Source organism: Schleiferia thermophila (genome assembly GCF_003337435.1).
Classification (GTDB): Bacteria; Bacteroidota; Bacteroidia; order Flavobacteriales; family Schleiferiaceae; genus Schleiferia; species Schleiferia thermophila.
Map to the genome: position 1 here is coordinate 225,300 of NZ_QPJS01000001.1, position 17,982 is coordinate 243,281.

General features: G+C 45.4%; 17 protein-coding genes. 12 read left to right on the forward strand and 5 right to left on the reverse strand.

Translation table 11 applies throughout. The features are described from left to right. Positions 1-57: 57 nt before the first annotated feature. The 3 genes from DES35_RS01025 to DES35_RS01035 are packed head-to-tail and all read left to right on the forward strand — an operon-like array spanning position 58 to position 3,726. The gene (locus DES35_RS01025; RefSeq protein ID WP_114365562.1) at positions 58-2,508 is read left to right on the forward strand and encodes a glycosyltransferase family protein; all 2,451 of its coding nucleotides are present in this window, start codon (positions 58-60) and stop codon (positions 2,506-2,508) included. After that, a complete protein-coding gene (locus tag DES35_RS11655) occupies positions 2,489-2,791 on the forward strand; it encodes a TIGR03643 family protein (protein ID WP_260429735.1) in 303 nt (100 codons plus the stop codon). Before DES35_RS01025 ends, DES35_RS11655 begins: the two co-directional genes overlap by 20 nt. Further along, complete coding sequence (locus tag DES35_RS01035) at positions 2,788-3,726, forward strand: NAD(P)-dependent oxidoreductase (RefSeq protein WP_114365563.1); 939 nt, start codon at positions 2,788-2,790, stop codon at positions 3,724-3,726. Before DES35_RS11655 ends, DES35_RS01035 begins: the two co-directional genes overlap by 4 nt. Positions 3,727-3,966: 240 nt before the next feature. On the opposite strand, the gene DES35_RS01040 is transcribed toward DES35_RS01035, so the two are convergent. Beyond that, positions 3,967-4,743 (reverse strand): prohibitin family protein, encoded by a 777-nt coding sequence (locus DES35_RS01040; RefSeq protein ID WP_037357766.1) that lies wholly within the window; start codon positions 4,741-4,743, stop codon positions 3,967-3,969. A 133-nt stretch (positions 4,744-4,876) separates the two neighbouring features. Here DES35_RS01040 and DES35_RS01045 point away from each other — a divergent pair, with 133 nt between their 5' ends. The 7 genes from DES35_RS01045 to DES35_RS01080 all read left to right on the forward strand — a co-directional run bounded on the left by DES35_RS01045 (position 4,877) and on the right by DES35_RS01080 (position 12,428). Next, positions 4,877-6,157, forward strand: coding sequence for a DUF2851 family protein (locus DES35_RS01045; protein ID WP_125039379.1), 1,281 nt, complete (start codon positions 4,877-4,879; stop codon positions 6,155-6,157). A gap of 407 nt (positions 6,158-6,564) precedes the next feature. Then, complete coding sequence (locus DES35_RS01055; protein WP_037357772.1) at positions 6,565-6,795, forward strand: PspC domain-containing protein; 231 nt, start codon at positions 6,565-6,567, stop codon at positions 6,793-6,795. A 29-nt stretch (positions 6,796-6,824) separates the two neighbouring features. Then, on the forward strand, positions 6,825-8,021 hold the full coding sequence (locus DES35_RS01060; RefSeq protein ID WP_051889238.1) for a thioredoxin family protein: 1,197 nt from the start codon (positions 6,825-6,827) through the stop codon (positions 8,019-8,021). Positions 8,022-8,214: 193 nt separating this feature from the next. Beyond that, entirely contained in the window at positions 8,215-8,928 is a 714-nt protein-coding gene (gene recO / locus DES35_RS01065) for a DNA repair protein RecO (RefSeq protein ID WP_037357774.1), read from the forward strand. Between the two features lies 1 nt (position 8,929). Then, positions 8,930-9,859: a CPBP family intramembrane glutamic endopeptidase gene (locus DES35_RS01070; RefSeq protein ID WP_114365564.1), complete on the forward strand. Its 930-nt coding sequence runs from the start codon at positions 8,930-8,932 to the stop codon at positions 9,857-9,859. Then, positions 9,859-11,214 carry a saccharopine dehydrogenase family protein gene (locus DES35_RS01075; RefSeq protein WP_037357776.1) on the forward strand — a complete coding sequence of 452 codons (1,356 nt, stop codon included), beginning with the start codon at positions 9,859-9,861 and terminating at the stop codon, positions 11,212-11,214. Before DES35_RS01070 ends, DES35_RS01075 begins: the two co-directional genes overlap by 1 nt. 14 nt (positions 11,215-11,228) lie before the next feature. Beyond that, complete coding sequence (locus tag DES35_RS01080; protein ID WP_037357778.1) at positions 11,229-12,428, forward strand: aspartate aminotransferase family protein; 1,200 nt, start codon at positions 11,229-11,231, stop codon at positions 12,426-12,428. Positions 12,429-12,553: 125 nt separating this feature from the next. On the opposite strand, the gene DES35_RS01085 is transcribed toward DES35_RS01080, so the two are convergent. Together DES35_RS01085 and trpS are read right to left on the reverse strand one after the other, a co-directional pair. Next, positions 12,554-14,371 carry an ABC transporter ATP-binding protein gene (locus tag DES35_RS01085; protein ID WP_037357781.1) on the reverse strand — a complete coding sequence of 606 codons (1,818 nt, stop codon included), beginning with the start codon at positions 14,369-14,371 and terminating at the stop codon, positions 12,554-12,556. A gap of 9 nt (positions 14,372-14,380) precedes the next feature. Then, positions 14,381-15,352, reverse strand: a complete 972-nt coding sequence (gene trpS / locus DES35_RS01090; protein WP_037357783.1) for a tryptophan--tRNA ligase — start codon at positions 15,350-15,352, stop codon at positions 14,381-14,383. A 270-nt stretch (positions 15,353-15,622) separates the two neighbouring features. Here trpS and DES35_RS01095 point away from each other — a divergent pair, with 270 nt between their 5' ends. Next, positions 15,623-16,435, forward strand: coding sequence for a 2OG-Fe(II) oxygenase (locus tag DES35_RS01095; protein ID WP_051889239.1), 813 nt, complete (start codon positions 15,623-15,625; stop codon positions 16,433-16,435). 45 nt (positions 16,436-16,480) lie between these two features. Then, positions 16,481-16,879 carry a response regulator gene (locus tag DES35_RS01100; protein WP_037357785.1) on the forward strand — a complete coding sequence of 133 codons (399 nt, stop codon included), beginning with the start codon at positions 16,481-16,483 and terminating at the stop codon, positions 16,877-16,879. Here the strand turns inward: DES35_RS01100 and mnmD are convergent. Together mnmD and DES35_RS01110 are read right to left on the reverse strand one after the other, a co-directional pair. Then, positions 16,868-17,539 (reverse strand): tRNA (5-methylaminomethyl-2-thiouridine)(34)-methyltransferase MnmD, encoded by a 672-nt coding sequence (gene mnmD / locus DES35_RS01105; RefSeq protein ID WP_037357788.1) that lies wholly within the window; start codon positions 17,537-17,539, stop codon positions 16,868-16,870. The genes DES35_RS01100 and mnmD overlap by 12 nt on opposite strands. Next, the gene (locus tag DES35_RS01110) at positions 17,523-17,873 is read right to left on the reverse strand and encodes a hypothetical protein (RefSeq protein ID WP_148095373.1); all 351 of its coding nucleotides are present in this window, start codon (positions 17,871-17,873) and stop codon (positions 17,523-17,525) included. Before DES35_RS01110 ends, mnmD begins: the two co-directional genes overlap by 17 nt. Positions 17,874-17,982: the final 109 nt, after the last annotated feature.

The following is a 17,982-nucleotide window of genomic DNA, read 5'->3' on the forward strand; positions in this document are numbered from 1 at the left end:
AGGTTTGTTCAAATTCATGATTTGAATTGTAGGTTTGTACACATAAGTCAAAAGCTCATGGATGCACTGAAAAAGTTACTTATCCCACTGGTTATCCTGGTTATTATAAACATTTTATATTTTGCTCCTGCTCTCACTGGCAAAGTCATCCCACAAGATGATATCCTTCACGGTCTTGGCATCAGTAAAGAAATCAGAGACTGGAGAGAAAAAACTGGTGAAGAAGCACTTTGGACGAATGCGCTATTCTCAGGAATGCCTGGTTTCCAGTGCGGAGTTTTGTATTGGAACAACATTTTTCACTACTTCCAAATCAATCTGGCAAGACTTTTTGTCCTTAGTGCTGAAATCTACACCATCGCATGGCTAATGGCCGGGATGTATTTTCTGCTGATAGTATTAGGTGTAGAACCCAGGCTGGCTGCTATTGGTGGATTGGCGTTCGGATTTTCTGCATTTTTCATTATTTCCTTTGGAGCCGGCCACGTCGCAAAAGTGCGTACCGCTGCATTAATAGCTCCCACACTTGCTTCCGTCATCCTCGCATATAATGGCAAAAAGTGGTTGGGATGGGCATTGACATCCATGTTTGTAGGTCTGGCAGTCACCTCCAATCACATTCAAATCACTTACTACAGTGCCTTTATGATCCTGGCCATTGTCATATACTACGCTGTCGAACACGTAAAACAGAAAAACCTGACCCAATGGTTTACGGTATCCGTTGGGTTGGTATTTGCAGCCGTTCTAGGCATTTTGCCAAACATCAGTCACCTCTGGACCAACTACACCTACCAAAAAGAAACCATGCGGGGTGGAATTTCTGAGCTTAGCAAAAACCAACCCTTCAAAGGCGGACTCGACTTCGACTACGCAATGATGTGGAGCTACAGCCCTGCCGAAACTTTTAACCTTGTAATTGCAAACGCTACAGGAGGCGGTATCGCCCAAAATTACCAGGGCACAAAAACCCATGAAGCCTACTTTACGCGATTCAGGCAGATGTACATCGAGCAAGGAATGAACAAAAAAGCCGCAGAAGAGCAAGCCAATCGAGCGATAGCTTCCTTTTTTTATTGGGGCGAACAGAGTCTTGTCAATGGAGGATACTACATTGGAGCAGTGGTGTTCTTTCTTTTAGTTCTTGCTTTTTTCACCGTAGAGCGCTCATGGCTTATTGCTTTCGGTGTACTTATCGTTCTCTCCATTATGATGGCTTGGGGAAAATACCTGGAAAGCTTCAACCGATTCTTGTTCGAGCATCTTCCCTTGTATAAAAAATTCCGCGTTCCATCCATGGCCTTTACGATACTGTTCGTTGCCACACCTGTTTTGGGATTTATGGGACTTCAGCGATTTTTGAAAATTTCCAATCAAAAACAAGCAGTCAAAATATTGCTCAAAACCCTTTACATCACCAGCGGACTTTGCCTGTTCTCTATTCTGTTTGGAGGTGCATTATTTGATTTTACCGGAAACAACGACGAAATGCTCCGTCAAAACGGACTGAACGTTGACCAACTCATCGATGACCGAAAATCCTTGCTCCGCTCCAGCGCATTCAAAACTCTGTTTTTCATACTACTGACAGCCGGTACACTATGGATCTACATCAAGGGAAATCTGAAAAAAAAATACCTACCCATTGTACTCGGCTCCCTTGTCTTATTAGACCAATGGTCATTTACACTCCAGCATCTGAGTTGGAAAGATTTCGTGACCAAACAGGAATTTGAAAAACCCTTAAGACCCACACAAGCCAATATACAAATCAGTCAAGACCCTGATCCGCACTTCCGCGTCTTCAATGCCCAACGCGGGCTCACCAGCGACGCCTTCACAAGCTACCATCATCACTCCATCGCAGGCTATCATGGAGCAAAACTCCAACGCTACCAGGACCTCATCGACTATCACCTCTCCAAAGGCAATCAAGCGGTATTCGATATGCTCAATACCAAGTATATCATCTACAATGACCAACCACAGCTCAATCCCAATGCCTGCGGCAATGCCTGGTTTGTAAATGAAATCAAATGGGCAGCCAATGCCGATGAAGAGATAAACGCCTTAAGCGAACCCTTCAATCCGAAAACCACCGTAGTAATTGATGAGCGCTACCGGGGAAGAGTCAGCAGAAATGAATACAACCCCTCCTCAGCACAAATAAAACTCACTTCCTACAGCCCCAACGTGTTGAAATATTCAGTCAAAAACCCTGAAGGTTTACAGTTTGCCGTTTTCTCTGAAATCTACTATGAAGGCTCAGGAAACGACTGGAAATCCCTGGTCGATGGCAAAGAAGTCCGCCATATACGAGTCAACTATGCCCTGAGAGGTATGGAACTGCCAGCCGGCGAGTACGAAGTAGAATTCCGCTTTGAGCCCGAAAGCTACCTCAAAGGCGAACAATATGCCCGCTATGCCTCCGTCAGCTTCGCAATCCTTATTGCTGCCAGTTTGTTTTTCTCCTACAAAACCGGCGAATTTGGACAAATCAAAACATAACAAAATACAATCTATAGAATCCCGGCCGCATTTGCTCGATCGGGTTATCGAAATGGCTTGGGAAGATCGAACCCCCTTTGAGGCTATAAAAGCACAATTTAACCTATCGGAGCCCGAAGTCATCGACCTCATGCGCCGAAATCTCAAACCCTCCTCCTTCCGATTATGGCGAAAACGAGTCTCCGGACGCTCTACTAAACACCAGGCACTTAGAGGATTTCGGGTAGGAACACACAAATGCGACCGACAACGCCACATCACCGGCAATAAATACCGAAAATGAACACCATAGCACTTCTCGACAGCGTTCACCCACAATTTCTGCAAATCTGCAAGCTTCATCAGACCGAAGTCCTGGATTTTACAAAAGTTCAACCCGACCAACTACCATCCTACCTCCGCGGAGTCCATGCCATCGTCATTCGCAGCAGATTTCTCATCGACAAAACCTTTATCGACCTTCTACCGCCCACTGTCAAAGTAATCGGCCGTTACGGCAGTGGTATGGAAAATATCGATGTCGCCTATGCCCAATCCAAAGGAATATCCTGCGTACATGCACCGGAAGGCAACCGCCAGGCCGTTGCCGAACATGCCCTAGGCATGTTGCTTACACTCTTCAACCACATCTGCAGAGCCGATGCACAAGTCAAATGCGGCATTTGGCAGCGCGAATCCAATCGCGGTGAAGAACTCGCCGGCAAAACTATCGGAATCATAGGATATGGCAATACTGGTTCCGCCTTCGCCCGCCTGCTCGCAGCCTTCCCGGATACAGAAATCCTCGTTTACGACAAATACAAATCCGGATTCTCCCATCAAAATATCATCGAATCCACCCCCACCGAACTACAGCATCGGGCTGATATTCTCTCCCTCCATATCCCCCTCACACCTGAAACCCACCACCTTATCAACAGTCACTGGATCGCAGCACACCACAAGCCTTTTTATCTCATTAATACATCCCGCGGACCCTGCGTCAGGACTCCCGATTTGGTTTCAGCACTTACTCAGGGCAAAATACTCGGCGCGTGTCTTGACGTGCTCGAACACGAAAAAACCTCCTTCGAAGGACTTCAGTCCGATCAACATCTCGACTATCTCTACCAGCATCCACGCGTCCTGATCACACCTCACATCGCTGGCTGGTCCCATCAGAGTCACATCAAGCTCGCCGAAATACTGGCCCGGCGCATCCTTTCGCACCTGACTTAAAAAAACCTCCTTTCATCCCGTACAGGAAACAACCCATAAAGCTACAGAGCTATGACGGATACTATGGGATTTTTGTATTTGGGCGTGCCCCTCACATCGCTTTCGCTCTGTGAGGGTCGGCGTCTTTCGGAGTTCCGTCCGGCAGAGTGGGTGCTTGTGCCACCCGCTCTGCCGGACCACCCTGGCGGGTGTCCTCCAGCCGCCTCACGCAGAAACAATCAGCCATTCACCCCACCAGGATCAGGGCTGCATGATGATGGGCTGATTTCCACTGCCAATTATAATCTTGGTATTTGGAGAGCGCGACAACTCGCGGTAGGCTTCTATAGTCTTGTATTGTAAAATAGCCGGTGTCAGCCCTTCCGATATCAACTTGTTGGCATCTCTGATGCCTTGTGCCTCTACTAGTTTTCGCTCGGCTTCCAATTTTTCTCTTTGCAGTATAAACTTCATTCGCTCTGCATCTTGCTCGGCTTCAAGCTTTTCTTCAATAGCCCTGTACAGACCGGGAGGTAGCTGAATGGTTTTCAGCAGCACAGCTTCAATCACAAATCCACGTGGCTCCAGAAGCTCAGCCATTGTATTTCTGATTTCATTCTCAATTCCCAATCGGTTGCCACTGTGCATGTCCTTTGCCATGTATTTGGCAGTCACATCCGAGGCAGCAGCCCTGAAGACCGGCAAAATCATGCTGGTTTCAAAGTCTTTTCCTATCGTTGCAATCACATCCGTCGCCTTTCGCTCATTTACGTGGTACAAAATCGAAATATCCGCCTTTACATTTAATCCCTCCTTACTCGGAAGATCCATTCGGATCTCAATATTCGTGGTCCTTGTTGGTACCCTAAGTATGGTTGTAAAAAAAGGATTGTAAAATGTCAGACCAGGCTGTACCTCCCGCTTACTGATTTTTCCCAGAGTTCTTTTGACTCCCACATCGCCTTGCCTGATTACTGCACAGCCAGGGAGTACAACGGATAGAATTAGGAGCGATACTGCTAATTTTATAGTTTTCATAATCAATGATTTAAGTTTTTTTATTAATCGAAAAAATCACGCCAAAAAATACACAAAAGTCACTTTTTCTTACTTGTTTAACAACGTCAAGCCCCCATTCCGTACCTTTATCCAAGGAATTTACCTTGCCAAAATGCAGCCCACCAACGAAGCCATTTTGCAATTTATTTGGAAAAACAGACTTTTTCCAGCCCAAAATCTTTTCACTACAGATGGCAAGCCCATTGAAATCCTTCATCCCGGTTATTACAACACAGATTCCGGCCCTGATTTTCAAAATGCCCGCATACGCATCGACCAACAACTTTGGGCGGGCAATGTAGAAGTGCACATACGAACATCAGATTGGTATCGTCATGGCCATCACACCGACAAGGCTTACCAGAATGTAGTGCTACATGTAGTAGCAGTCCACGACAAGAAGGATTGCCCTGCCGGTCTTCCGGTACTTGAGCTGAAGGACCTTATCGACCAAGAACTCATCAGCCGGGCAGAACACCTCCTTCACTCAGCCGACGACATACCTTGTCACGCACATATTTCCAGTGTACCACCCAACCTTTTGCAGGCCATGGTACATCGTACAGCAGTAGAAAGGATGGAGAACAAATACCGGGAAAAGCTATCCACTCTTCAAGAGCTTGATTTTGACTTTCACCGATGGTTTCAGATAGAGTTGTTTACCGCCTTTGGTCTGAAAGCCAATTCCGAGCCTATGCGCTCGCTTGCCCGCAAAATACCTTTGCAATATCTCTTGAAATCTTCCGACCAGCGAGTATCTCTGGAAGCCCTGCTCTATGGAGTAGCTTCCTTGCTTCCTGCAGAGCCGACCGACCCCTACACACAAGAGCTTCTTTTAGAATTCGATTTTCTCAAACACAAATATCAAATCACCGATGTACTTCCGGCTCATGTATGGAAATTTCACCGCTTACAGCCAGTAAGCTTTCCTACATTAAGACTTTCGCAATTGGCTGCCGTCTTCAGCCGTTGGGAAGCTTTAATTTCGGCAGTCTTCAAACTGCCGGATTTACTTGCCGTGCAACACCTACTTACCACTACGGCATCGCCATACTGGTCGGAGCACTATCGCTTCGGTGTAAAATCATCATCTCCTCATTCCAGGTCAGTAGGGCGCGACCTGGTTGGGCGTATTATCATCAATGCCGTACTACCCGTAATGACGGGTTTTAGCAAATACAGCGGACGTCATGAGTTACAAGAGGCAGCCATCGAATGGCTCGAAACACTCCCACCCGAAAGCAATCGGATCACACGATTGATGAGCACTTATGGCTTTACCAATCAAAGTGCACTCGAAAGCCAAGGTCTCCTGGAGCTAAAAAACAATTATTGTCTGCGGAAAAAATGTTTGTACTGCTCTATCGGTTACAAAATCATCAAATCTCAGTAAGTAAATTCATAAATCAAAACCGATAGGTTTGGCTGTATTTGGCTGATTCAGCAACTTGTGCAGAAATCAAGTTTCACAGTCAATTCCCGTCTGCCCGCATTAAATATAATTTCCCGGAACCTCTACAATACATTCTTCCTCAGCTTAAAAGCCTTTCCCATTCTATTGAAAAGGTTTTGTTCACAGAGCAAAACCAATTCAGGAGTCGGCCAAAATACCAGGTATATTTCATCAACCAAATTCTGGATAATCCCTCCTGCAATTACAATCAGTTTCTCGGCCATAGAGGTATCCACAGAGTACCTTACCCCTTTATTTAGAAAACCAGCTCCTTTTTTTTTCGCAAAAAACAGGCTTACACTTCGCAAAAAGTATTTACTTTGTTTCATAGTAAATACAGGCAAGGTATGAGAGCAGATATCGAATACATCAGATCTTTTTTCGAAAAGTTTGGATTCGAAGTCTGTGAACGACTTGGAGACTACCTGGGCATACAGGCCGCTCGCATTCGGTTGTTTTTTATATACGCAGCATTTCTTACCATGGGATCCCCTGTTATTATCTACATGATTCTTTTGTTTATCAAAGAAATCCGTTTCTACATCCGCAAGCGGAAGACCTCTGTTTTTGACTTGTAATTTTTCTAAGCTAAATGTAAAATTATCAAATGAAACAATTCGGTGCTTTATTTCTCTTTTTCATTGTAAACATTTCAGTATCTCAAGGAATTCGGTTTGAGAATTCCACTTTTGCTGAAGCATTACAAAAAGCCAAAGAACAGGATAAGCTCCTGTTTGTAGATGCCTATACGGTGTGGTGTGGTCCGTGTAAATGGCTGGCTCGTGAGGTCTTTCCTGACCCGGACCTCGGCGATTACTACAACCGGCATTTTGTGAGTCTTCAGCTCGATATGGAAAAGGGAGAAGGCATCGATTTTTCCAAAAAGTACAACATCACAGCTTTCCCTACCTTATTGTATTTCGACAACGAAGGCAATGAAATCCATCGCCTTTTGGGAGCCAGGGCAGCTGTCCGCCTTCTAGAGGAGACCCGCCCTATTGTATCCGGCGAAAACAGGCTCTCTACACTCAGAACCAAGGTCGAACAATCCTCTGAAGTCGACAAGAGTTCTCTGGTGAAGTACCTCATCTCCCTTTTTAATGCCGGAGAGATCGATACCAAAAGGCTTCGGCAGTTGCTTCCCATGATGCAGCCCGATGATTGGAAAAATCCTGAGCTTGTTTTCATAATCTTAACTGCTTCCGGCGAAACCAACGACTGCAACGATGACTTCACCCGGGCACTTTTTGCCAACTATCAGAATCTGCTCGACGTCTATTCAGATATACCTGACTTTAAGTCTTCCATTGAATCTTTTTTCTACGAAAAGTTGGCTAGCTCATTTGCTCATAAAATTGACGATAAAACCTACGACAATTCAGCAGCCGAGACTTTCTTATCTACACAGAGCAGGACATTTGACCGAAAGCGCATTGAACTCCTTGCCGAAAGGAAAGCTAAAAAAAATCAAAACAATTTCCGAAAACTTCTTGAGCTGGACCATAAAATTTTTATGAGATATTCCGAAAATGAAACCGAACTTAACAATGCAGCCTGGCAAATCGCAGAAAATGCTGAGCCCACAAAAAAAGAGCTTAAATATGCTATTCTCTGGGCCAAAAAGTCCATTTCAATAGATGAAAACTACTACAACACCGATACCTTGGCCCATCTGTTGTACAAAAGCAAAAAATACCACCAGGCCAAATACTGGGCTGAGAGAGCCATTGCCCTGGGAAAAAAGGTCGGTGAAGATGTTACCTTAACTGAAATATTGCTTCAAAAAATTCAGACAAAAATTTAAAACATTATTTGTCAGCAAGGATTAGATACACTCCATCAGGTGGTGCGTTTTAATGGTTTGCTTTAACAGTATCTCCTCAGCACCAATACATACGAAGCTGGAAAAGAAAGTCAAGTACAACCCTAAACAGTCGATAATGCTTTTTACATACAACATTATTAAATAACACACTGGTACCTATTTTTGAATCCGAATGCTTCGCTCACTAAATGCTATTGTATTATCTTCTGTCCCTGTTGGAAGTGGGGGAGTAGTGATCCGGACGTTTACCGATTTGGAAGGGAAATTGAGTTTTTTGGTCAGAGGATTGCACAGCAAAAATGCCATATTTAAACCCTCCTACCTGCAACCTCTTGTAGTGCTTAAAGTATCAGCAGATATCCGTGCAAATCGCCAACTCCATTATATCCGAGATGCTACCATTGAGCCTGCACCCCAATCGCTTTTTACCAATCCTTCTACTCGTGCGTTGTCTTTTTTTGTCGCTGAGGTGCTCCAGCGCAGCCTCCACGATTTTCAGCCGCTTAAGCCCTTATTTGAGTTTACTGTCACATGGATAGGGCAGCTTGACCAATATAAAGGAGCGCAGGGGTATCGGGTACTTTGGTATCTATCAGAATTGATCAAAATACTCGGCATAGCCCCTAGAATTCTTCCACATCATGCCTGGCTCGATCTGGCTGAAGGCATCAGCACTGCCGTTGAACCCTCTCATCCGTATAAAAGCCCCCCGCAAATTACTGAACTACTTCATACGCTCTTTAACCAGCCCGATGAGCAGTTCATTACTCAGAGCTCCGGCTTTAAATCCGAATTACTCGATGTCCTCTTGCTGTATCTTCGCCTCCACATTCCGGGCTTTGGAGAGCCAAAGTCTCTTAATGTGTTAAAATATATTTTTCTCTAATATGCAAGAAACAGATTACCAACCCGAGGAGTACAGACCTAAACCCTTTTGGCTCACGCTGCTATCATTGGTAGCAAGCGTATTTGCTGGTATTTTCATCGGATCCTTCATAGCCTCGCTCACGGCTCCATTGGTTTTTAAAATCTCTGTAGACCAGGTGGCAGATATCATCCTTGATACCAAAGAACACCCGCTGAAAGGAGCACTCTTGCGATACATCCAGCTTTGGACTTCTGGATTGGGATTTGTCGGTGGCGGTTGGTTTTTTCTCGCCCGCATCGTAAAGTCCATTGACCAGGTTGGACTGGATCTTAAGTCACTGCCGAGCCCTCCCATTTTTTTTATGGCCATCGGCTCAATGGCCATGTTGCTTCCCGCCACGGAGTGGCTTCAATGGCTCAACAACCAAATCAACTTTCCCGAATCAATGGCCACTCTGGAAGCCAACCTCCGTTACCTTCAAAAGCTCAACTTGGATCAGATAAAGCTTATGATCGAACCGGAAAATACTTCTCTCTGGCTTTATAATCTTATCTTGATAGCTGTTTTACCCGCCGTTGGTGAGGAACTGGTCTTCAGAGGGGCTTTGCAAAATTTACTGATTGGCAAGTTTGGTGCACGCTTTGGCATCTTGCTTACTGCCGTCATATTCACGCTCATTCATCGGCAGTTTTACAACATTCTGCCCATGTTTGTACTTTCATTGCTGCTCGGGTATGTGTATTATCTTACCGGCTCATTGTTCACCACCATTGCCATGCATTTGCTCAACAATGCTCTATCGCTATTTATGGTCTATTATTTTGGCTGGACCGACGATATAACTCAACCTGAATTTTCTCCACTTATATCTTTCCCATTAGCTGTTGTGGGCGTAATACTTTTGATATGGATGAATTCCCTGATTGACAGCCAATCTTCTGAAAATTAATGAAAACGGTACTTATTATCGGCGCAGGTAGATCTACCCTGAGCCTTATCAATTACATGCTCAACATAGCCGAACAAAAAAACTGGAAGATCCAGGTAGCCGATCTCGATCTCAGCCTGGTCCATGAAAAAATTGCTGACAATCCACGCGCAGAGGCCTTACAAGTCGATGTAACAGACGAAATAAGCCGCGTGAGAGCCATAGCCGGTGCCGATTTAGTAATCAGTATGCTCCCGGCCGATATGCACGTGCCTGTGGCTGTCGACTGTATAGCTCTCCGAAAGCATCTGGTTACTGCTTCTTATGTGTCCGAAGGGATGCAACAGCTCCATCAAAGAGCAGTGGATGCTGGAGTCATTCTTATGAACGAAGTTGGGGTAGACCCTGGAATCGACCACATCAGCGCAAAAAAGGTAATCGATCACATCACCGGTCTAGGGGGGCGTATGCTCATCTTTGAGAGTTTTACCGGTGGTCTGCCTGCTCCTGAATCGGACGACAACCCCTGGCATTATAAATTTTCATGGAACCCCCGGAATGTCGTACTTGCCGGAAGTGGTGGAGCCGTCAAATTCATCCAGGAAGGGCAGTACAAATACATTCCCTATCATATGGTCTTCAGGCGTACAGAGCTGATTGACATTGAAAATTATGGACGCTTCGAAGGATATGCCAACCGCGATAGCCTTCGCTACCGGTCTGTGTATGGGCTCGATGACATTCCCACCATTTACAGAGGTACACTCAGGCGCCCCGGGTTTTGCCGCGCCTGGGACATTTTTGTGAAGCTCGGCATGACCGATGATTCCTATTTGATGGAGAAAGCGCATACCCTCACCCGAAGACAGTTTCTCAACTCCTTCCTTGCATATCATCCTACGGACTCCGTGGAGCTTAAGCTCATGCACTATATGAACATACCGCAAGACCAGGCAGATTTGCTTGAAAAATTCAGTTATCTAGGACTATTTGAGGACATTCCTTTGCCTGAAAAAGCCCTGGAAAAACCCACCCCGGCTCGAATCCTCCAGGCGATTCTGGAAGAAAAATGGCAAATGAAACCCGGTGACCGCGACATGATCGTCATGTGGCATAAATTCGGCTTCGAACTCCATGGACGACGTCGCATGATTACCTCCCACATGGTTTTTAAAGGGGTCGATCATCGAAATACTGCCATGGCACATACCGTAGGTATACCAGTGGCCATTGCGGCCCGCCTCATCATGGAAGGGAAAATCCTTAAAACCGGTGTACAGATCCCCACTACTCCTCAAATCTATGAACCTATGCTTGATGAACTAAAAACATATGGCATCACATTCACAGAAAGAGAAGTACCTTACCGCATCTGAAAATCTGTAATCTCATGCCTACTACCGGTATACGGGCACTCTTTTACAATCACCTGGCGCCTACCTCTCCCTCACCCCTGGCGCTGCACATCGTGAGCGCAAATGGACACTACCTTTACGATGCCGACGGAGTTCGATATCTCGACCTGATAAGTGGAATATCCGTAAGTAACATCGGTCATTGCCACCCTAAAGTAGTCGAAGCGGTCAGTCGGCAGGCGTCTACGTATATGCATACCATGGTGTATGGTGAGTTCATTCAAAATCCTCAGGTACGCCTGGCGGAGGCGCTTCACCGGCATACCCACACCACACTTGATATGGTCTATCTGACCAATTCCGGGGCCGAAGCTACTGAAGGAGCTATTAAACTAGCCAAACGTTTTACTGCCCGTCCTGAAATCCTGTATTGTCGTCATTCATATCATGGCAGCACTCAAGGAGCACTCAGCCTTATGGGGGGAGAGGAATTTAAACAAGCTTACAGACCTCTGATTCCGGGATGCCGAATGATTGAATACAACAACTTCGACCACCTGCGCTACATTACCACCCGTACTGCAGCTGTCATTACAGAAGTGGTCCAAAGCGAATCTGGCTACATCCCGGCTGACCCTAACTGGATTGCCGAAATCCGACAGCGCTGCACGTCCGCCGGAGCACTCCTGATTCTCGACGAAATTCAGACCGGTTTCGGCCGTACAGGTCGGTTATTTGGCTTCCATCGTTTTGATATAGTACCCGACATTTTGCTTCTTGCCAAAGGTATGGGAGGGGGTATGCCTATCGGTGCTTTCCTCGCTCCTCGCCAAATCATGCTGAGCCTGGCCGAAAATCCCATACTTGGTCATATTACGACTTTCGGCGGTCATCCGGTATCTGCAGCTGCAGCTCTTGCCAATTTAGAAGTCATCGTGGAAGGTCGGCTCTGGGAGGCTGCTCCAAGTATCGAAGCTCGCTTCCGTTCGCAGCTCCAACACCCACTAATCCAGCGTATCACGGGTATGGGTGCCATGCTTGCTGTACACCTGCCAGACGTTGATATCGTACAGCAGACTATTCAGTACTGCCTTGAAAATGGACTTATCATCGACTGGTTTCTGTTTAATCCCAACAGCTTGCGTATTTCCCCACCTCTGACTCTCACTCACGACGAGATCGACTTTGCTGCACAAACCATTATCGAGGCTCTCGAACTTGCCAGCAAATCCTGAGCCGGCTGGTGTAGGTCTTTATTTCTTTTGACTACAAGTCAGTATCCGTATCTTGGATTCTAATTTGAATATGCCTGTTGAAAGCCAATGGTGCTACACAGGAAGGCTAACACCTGAAGTTGAACTTAAAATTCTTGAAGCTTGATAAGTCGCGAATAGATTCCGCCAAACTGGAGGAGCTGTTCATGTGTTCCGGTCTCGACTATTTGGCCGCGATCCATTACGACTATTTTGTCTGCATGACGAATGGTACTCAACCGATGCGCAATGATGATAGAGGTGCGGTTTTGCATCAGACGGGTAATGGCCTCCTGCACCAGGCGTTCGCTTTCGGTATCCAGTGCACTGGTAGCTTCATCCAGAATGAGAATCGGGGGATTTTTCAGAATTGCACGGGCGATGGCAATGCGCTGGCGCTGGCCACCGGAGAGGCGTGAGCCCATATCACCCACTATGGTATCAAATCCCATTTCCAGTTGGCATATGAAATCGTAGGCATTAGCTATCCTGGCTGCATCTTCGATTTCTGACCACGAGGCATCCGGTTTGCCCAAGGCGATATTGTTGCGCACAGTGTCGTTGAAAAGGATGGGTTCCTGGGTGACGATTCCCATGAGTGAGCGGAGAGAGCGAAGCTCAATTGTACGGATATCTCTGCCATCAAGCGTGATGCAACCAGAGGAGATGTCGTAGAAACGCGGTATAAGGTTGACAAGAGATGTCTTGCCGCTACCAGAGAGGCCTACAAGAGCGGTGGTGCTGCCACGAGGTATAGTGAGTTCAATATTTCGCAATATAAGATCCTCTCGATAGCCAAAACTTACTTGATGAAACTGTATGCAATCGCAAAATGCGGTAATGACTTTGGCATCAGGTGGTGAGGTGATAGGGTTGGAACTTTCTAGAATTTCAAGCACGCGTTCTGCCGAAGCTGCTCCTTTCCGAAGGTTGTAGGAAGCCCTGCTTATTGCCTTACTGGGAGGAATCATCTGATAAAAAAACAGGATATAAGCAATAAAATTGGCAGGACCAAATTGATCGGAAGCTATCACAATACGTCCACCAAACCATATAACGGCAGCCATAATGACAGCTCCGAGCATTTCGCTGGTGGGAGAGGCCAGGTCAAAACGTCGCATGACGCGGTTGGAGGTTCGATAGTAAGCATCGTTGATGCGTTCGAAGGCCGATTGTTTTACGTGTTCAGCATTGAAGGCTTTAAGAATTCGGAGTCCGGTAATGGTTTCGTCTATGTGACTCATAAGAGAACCGAGCTGCGACTGGGCTGTGGTAGATTGGCGTTTGAGGGTACGTCCAATGCGGCTGATGACCCAGGAAACAAAAGGAAGTGTCAAAAGAACAAACAGAGTCAGTTTATAATTCATCCAGAGAAGTACGGCCAATGACCCAATGATCATAAGGGGATCGCGGAAGACCATTTCCAGCAAGGTGATAAGAGCACTTTCAATTTCGCGAAGATCAACGGTAATGCGCGAGATGATATCCCCCTTTTGCCGGCGGGCATAGAAAGCCATAGGTAGCTCGAGAAGCTTGGCATGGAGCTGTCTGCGCAGCTGATACGAAATTCCATTTCGCACGGGAGCTAATACATAAAGAGCGAGATAGTGGAATAAATTTTTGAAAAAAAACGCAGCTAAAACCCAAAGGACCACATAAAGGAGCGCTTCGGAAACGGTTGTGGTCTGAAGGCGAATTTCAATCTGGCGATAAAACTCGCGTTTGATCTGATCAAATAGCGTGGTGCCGGCTATGGAGTCTGACATTGAGCCATTAACGCCAAAGATGAGCTGTAGCACGGGAATTACAAGCCCTATAGACACCAGCGAAAAGAGTATACTCAGAGTACTAAACAACAGGCTGAGGCCTATCTTCCCCTTATAACGGAGGAGATATGGGTAGATTTTTCGAAGGGGATTTTTCATGTGATGAAATTAAAAACCAAGTACCTCCCGGACACGCGAAAGTACCAGACTTCCTATGGCACGCGCTTTTTCTGCTCCATTTTTGAGCAATTGTTCGAGGGTGGCGGGGTCATCCATCAGGCGGTTGTATTCTGCGCGTGCTTGTGCAAAGTGGTCTAAAATCAGAGCAAGCAATTCTTTTTTAGCATGGCCATATCCATAGCCGCCGGACAAATATTTTCTACGCATCTCCTCAATGTGGCTGGGTGATGCCAGCAGACTGTAAAGAGCAAAAACAGTACAGGTATCCGGATTTTTTGGCTCCTCAAGCGGTGTTGAATCGGTGACAATGCTCATCACTTGTTTCTTGAGCTCCTTCTCAGGAGCAAAGATGTCAATCGTGTTTTTATATGATTTACTCATCTTTCGTCCATCGGTACCGGGTATCGTCATCACTTCCTCCCGAATAAGAGCTTCTGGTAGCTTTAGAACTTCCTTTCCTACTGTGCGATTGAGTGCAGATGCAATGTCGCGAGCGATTTCCAGGTGTTGTTTTTGATCTTTCCCAACAGGTACAAAATCGGCATCGTAGAGCAGAATATCAGCAGCCATCAATACAGGGTAATTAAACAATCCGGCATTCACGTCGCTCAGACGGTCGCTCTTGTCTTTGAAGCTGTGGGCGTTGGCCAGCATTGGATAGGGTGTAAAGCAGCTTAGATACCAGGTGAGCTCAGTGACTTCTGGCAGATCGCTCTGGCGGTAAAAAACATTTTTCTCAGCATCAAATCCACATGCAATCCATGATGCAGCTACACTTTGGGTGTTTGCTCTGCGCTGTGCAGCGTCTTTAATAGTAGTAAGTGAATGAAAATCAGCTATGAAAAAAAAACTTTCGGCATCCGGTTTTTTTGAAAATTCTACAGCTGGAGCAATGGCTCCCAGGACGTTTCCAAGGTGAGGTTGTCCGGAACTTTGTACACCGGTCAGATATCTAGGCATAGCACAATATATTGAGACGGCAGCAAAGGTAAGAGGTTACAAAAGCTGAATCTCAAAGGAAGTGTTAGTAAAACAATAGCCTTGGTTTCAGAACCATTGAATAGGTCATCTGGCCATACATAGAATTAACCTAAAAAAATCATCAGTTAAGTTTTGGTTTAATCCCTTACCCATTCTGTATTTTAAGAAATGGTATCAATTCAGATAGGGTGTTGAGCATAGTCAGACATGGAGATGGATTTCACTACATTTGCCTAAAATTAGTACTTCATGATAGGAGATTCTGCAGTCATCAATCCAGAAATAATGGCGAAAAAAGAACTCTTTAAAAGGCAATTTGCTGAAGGAGTTCCTTGCAGACATGTGGTAATTGAAAATTTTTTGATACCTGAAATTGCAGATCAGTTGTATGAAAAGTTCCCGCCTTTTGAAACGCTGAATGTAAAGCGCAAGAGTATCAACGAGGACAAGGCTGAAGACTATCATTTTGAACGTTGGGATCCGGTATTTGGCCGGGTAAGGGATGCTTTGCAAAGTGAAGCTTTCTGTATTTGGTTGAGTGAAGTGACTGGTGTAGAGGGACTTCGGTCAACGGACGACAGCTTGGGCAGCGGTCTGCACCAAGGTAAAAACGGAAGTTTCGTAGACGTTCATGTGGATGTAAATATGAATCCGGAAAAAGGACTATGGAGAAGAGTAAATCTGTTGATTTACTTAAATAAAAATTGGAAACCGGAGTATGGTGGAGATCTGGAGCTATGGGATGTGGCAATGCAGAACTGTGTTAAAAAGATTCCACCATTTCACAATGTTGCTGTTATTTTTTATACAGATGACAATTCACCTCATGGCTACAGCAAAATACACGTTCCGGATTATGAGTCCAGAAAATCTTTTTACACATACTATTACACCTCAGTAGGTGAAGGATTTTCGTATCGAGACAGCAGGTTTTTACCCAGACCAGATGAAAGCTTTTTAAAAAAAGCAGTGACGACAGTAAAAGAAACACTGAAAATCAATGCAAAAAAAATTCTTAAGACCTTGGGCGTAAAAAAATTGGACTTTCAGGACAAAAATTAGGATTGTTAAGAACATAGCGTCATATTTGCCTCATAGTCACAGAGGATGAATGTCTTAGTAATTGATGACAATCAAATAGATTTATTGATCAACCAAAGAGTAATTCTGAATCTCAGACCCACAGCCCATGTAGTGAGTTGTTTATCCGGAATCGAGGGATTGAAGTTTATTGAGCAGTGCATATCCGGTGGTATATGCGAACAATTTCCGGATTTAATATTGCTCGACATCCGAATGCCACTGATGGATGGATATGAGTTTCTTGATAAAATGCTCGATATGATCAAACACTGTGAAAAAAGGCCTTTTGTTGTAATGGTTACCTCATCGATTGATACCGGCGATTATGAAAAGTCGCAGACTTATCCAGAGGTAAAGGGATATCTGAGCAAACCTCTTAAGCAAACAGCAATGCTGGAAATATTGGAGAAATTAAATTTTTAAGGCTCGGAGCATTTCTCTTTTTCCTGGCGGGCCAGGGATTTTTTCAACCTGAAAACCAGCTTTAATCAATGCTCTTCTAACATCACCTTTACATGAATACGTAACCCACACCCCCGGTACCGACAATGCCTGAAAACATGTGCGCATTATGTCTTCAGACCATAGTTCTGGTTGTACACTCGGCGAGAAGGCGTCGAAATACATCAGATCGATTGAGCCAGGAGATAAGAGAACCTCCCGCATATCCAAATGTCCGACAGCAATCAGAAAGTCGTCATCGACGCACACTGCATTCGGAAAATGTTGAGAATGGTGAAATTGAGTAATCAGAGTCTCCGATACACCAAGAAAATGATGGAGATTAAGACTCAGAACCAAATCAACAGGCAGGGGGTGTTTTTCAACGGCTTGGTAGTGAATTTTTAGTCCGTGAGCTTTGGCATATTGATACGTGAGCAAAGCATTCAGCCCTGTGCCAAATCCCATTTCGAAAATGCGAATAACCGAATGCTGGAATTTAGAAGTAAAATACTGCAACCCTTCACCAATAAATACATGCATGGATTCCATCAGAGCTCCATGCATGCTGTGGTAGGATTGATTGAGCAAAGTATTGATGACTGTGGGCGTTCCGTCGCGGGTTTCAGCGATTTGAAACATCAGTGGAAGGCTCTACATACAATTTTTTAATTCTGGGAATGGGGCCCTGGCAATAGTGCTGATGACAAGTTATACAGTTGCTGACTAATGTGTTGAAGGTTTTTGGTTTTTCTGCAGCGGGTGCATCTTTGAACTGCCTGACTGATTCAAGCCATGCAGTTGCCATTGGATGATAAATTTCAGTAATCTCCGATGGATCTGTAGCTTCGGCCGTATGGATTTTTTCCAGCCAGTCAGGGAGCTCAATGTCTGTGTAATTGCCTTTCTCAGTAGCTTCTTTCCATTGGGCAGTGAGTTTTTCCATCCGGCGCATCAGAAGAGCGAGCTCGGACATATCGGCCCTTTTCACAAGGTCCCTGTCTGTGTCAGCAGGTTCTTTTTTTTCACCCAAGCTGCAGCCGGTAAGCATTGGGATAAACAGAACCACCAGCAGTAGGTAATTT

Coding starts and splice junctions, on each gene's coding strand:
- DES35_RS01025 (WP_114365562.1), top strand. CDS start 58: ATGGATGCACTGAAAAAGTTACTTATCCCACTGGTTATCCTGGTTATT.
- DES35_RS01035 (WP_114365563.1), top strand. CDS start 2,788: ATGAACACCATAGCACTTCTCGACAGCGTTCACCCACAATTTCTGCAA.
- DES35_RS01040 (WP_037357766.1), bottom strand. CDS start 4,743: ATGAAAACTATAAAATTAGCAGTATCGCTCCTAATTCTATCCGTTGTA.
- DES35_RS01045 (WP_125039379.1), top strand. CDS start 4,877: ATGCAGCCCACCAACGAAGCCATTTTGCAATTTATTTGGAAAAACAGA.
- DES35_RS01055 (WP_037357772.1), top strand. CDS start 6,565: ATGAGAGCAGATATCGAATACATCAGATCTTTTTTCGAAAAGTTTGGA.
- DES35_RS01060 (WP_051889238.1), top strand. CDS start 6,825: ATGAAACAATTCGGTGCTTTATTTCTCTTTTTCATTGTAAACATTTCA.
- recO (WP_037357774.1), top strand. CDS start 8,215: ATGCTTCGCTCACTAAATGCTATTGTATTATCTTCTGTCCCTGTTGGA.
- DES35_RS01070 (WP_114365564.1), top strand. CDS start 8,930: ATGCAAGAAACAGATTACCAACCCGAGGAGTACAGACCTAAACCCTTT.
- DES35_RS01075 (WP_037357776.1), top strand. CDS start 9,859: ATGAAAACGGTACTTATTATCGGCGCAGGTAGATCTACCCTGAGCCTT.
- DES35_RS01080 (WP_037357778.1), top strand. CDS start 11,229: ATGCCTACTACCGGTATACGGGCACTCTTTTACAATCACCTGGCGCCT.
- DES35_RS01085 (WP_037357781.1), bottom strand. CDS start 14,371: ATGAAAAATCCCCTTCGAAAAATCTACCCATATCTCCTCCGTTATAAG.
- trpS (WP_037357783.1), bottom strand. CDS start 15,352: ATGCCTAGATATCTGACCGGTGTACAAAGTTCCGGACAACCTCACCTT.
- DES35_RS01095 (WP_051889239.1), top strand. CDS start 15,623: ATGATAGGAGATTCTGCAGTCATCAATCCAGAAATAATGGCGAAAAAA.
- DES35_RS01100 (WP_037357785.1), top strand. CDS start 16,481: ATGAATGTCTTAGTAATTGATGACAATCAAATAGATTTATTGATCAAC.
- mnmD (WP_037357788.1), bottom strand. CDS start 17,539: ATGTTTCAAATCGCTGAAACCCGCGACGGAACGCCCACAGTCATCAAT.
- DES35_RS01110 (WP_148095373.1), bottom strand. CDS start 17,873: ATGTCCGAGCTCGCTCTTCTGATGCGCCGGATGGAAAAACTCACTGCC.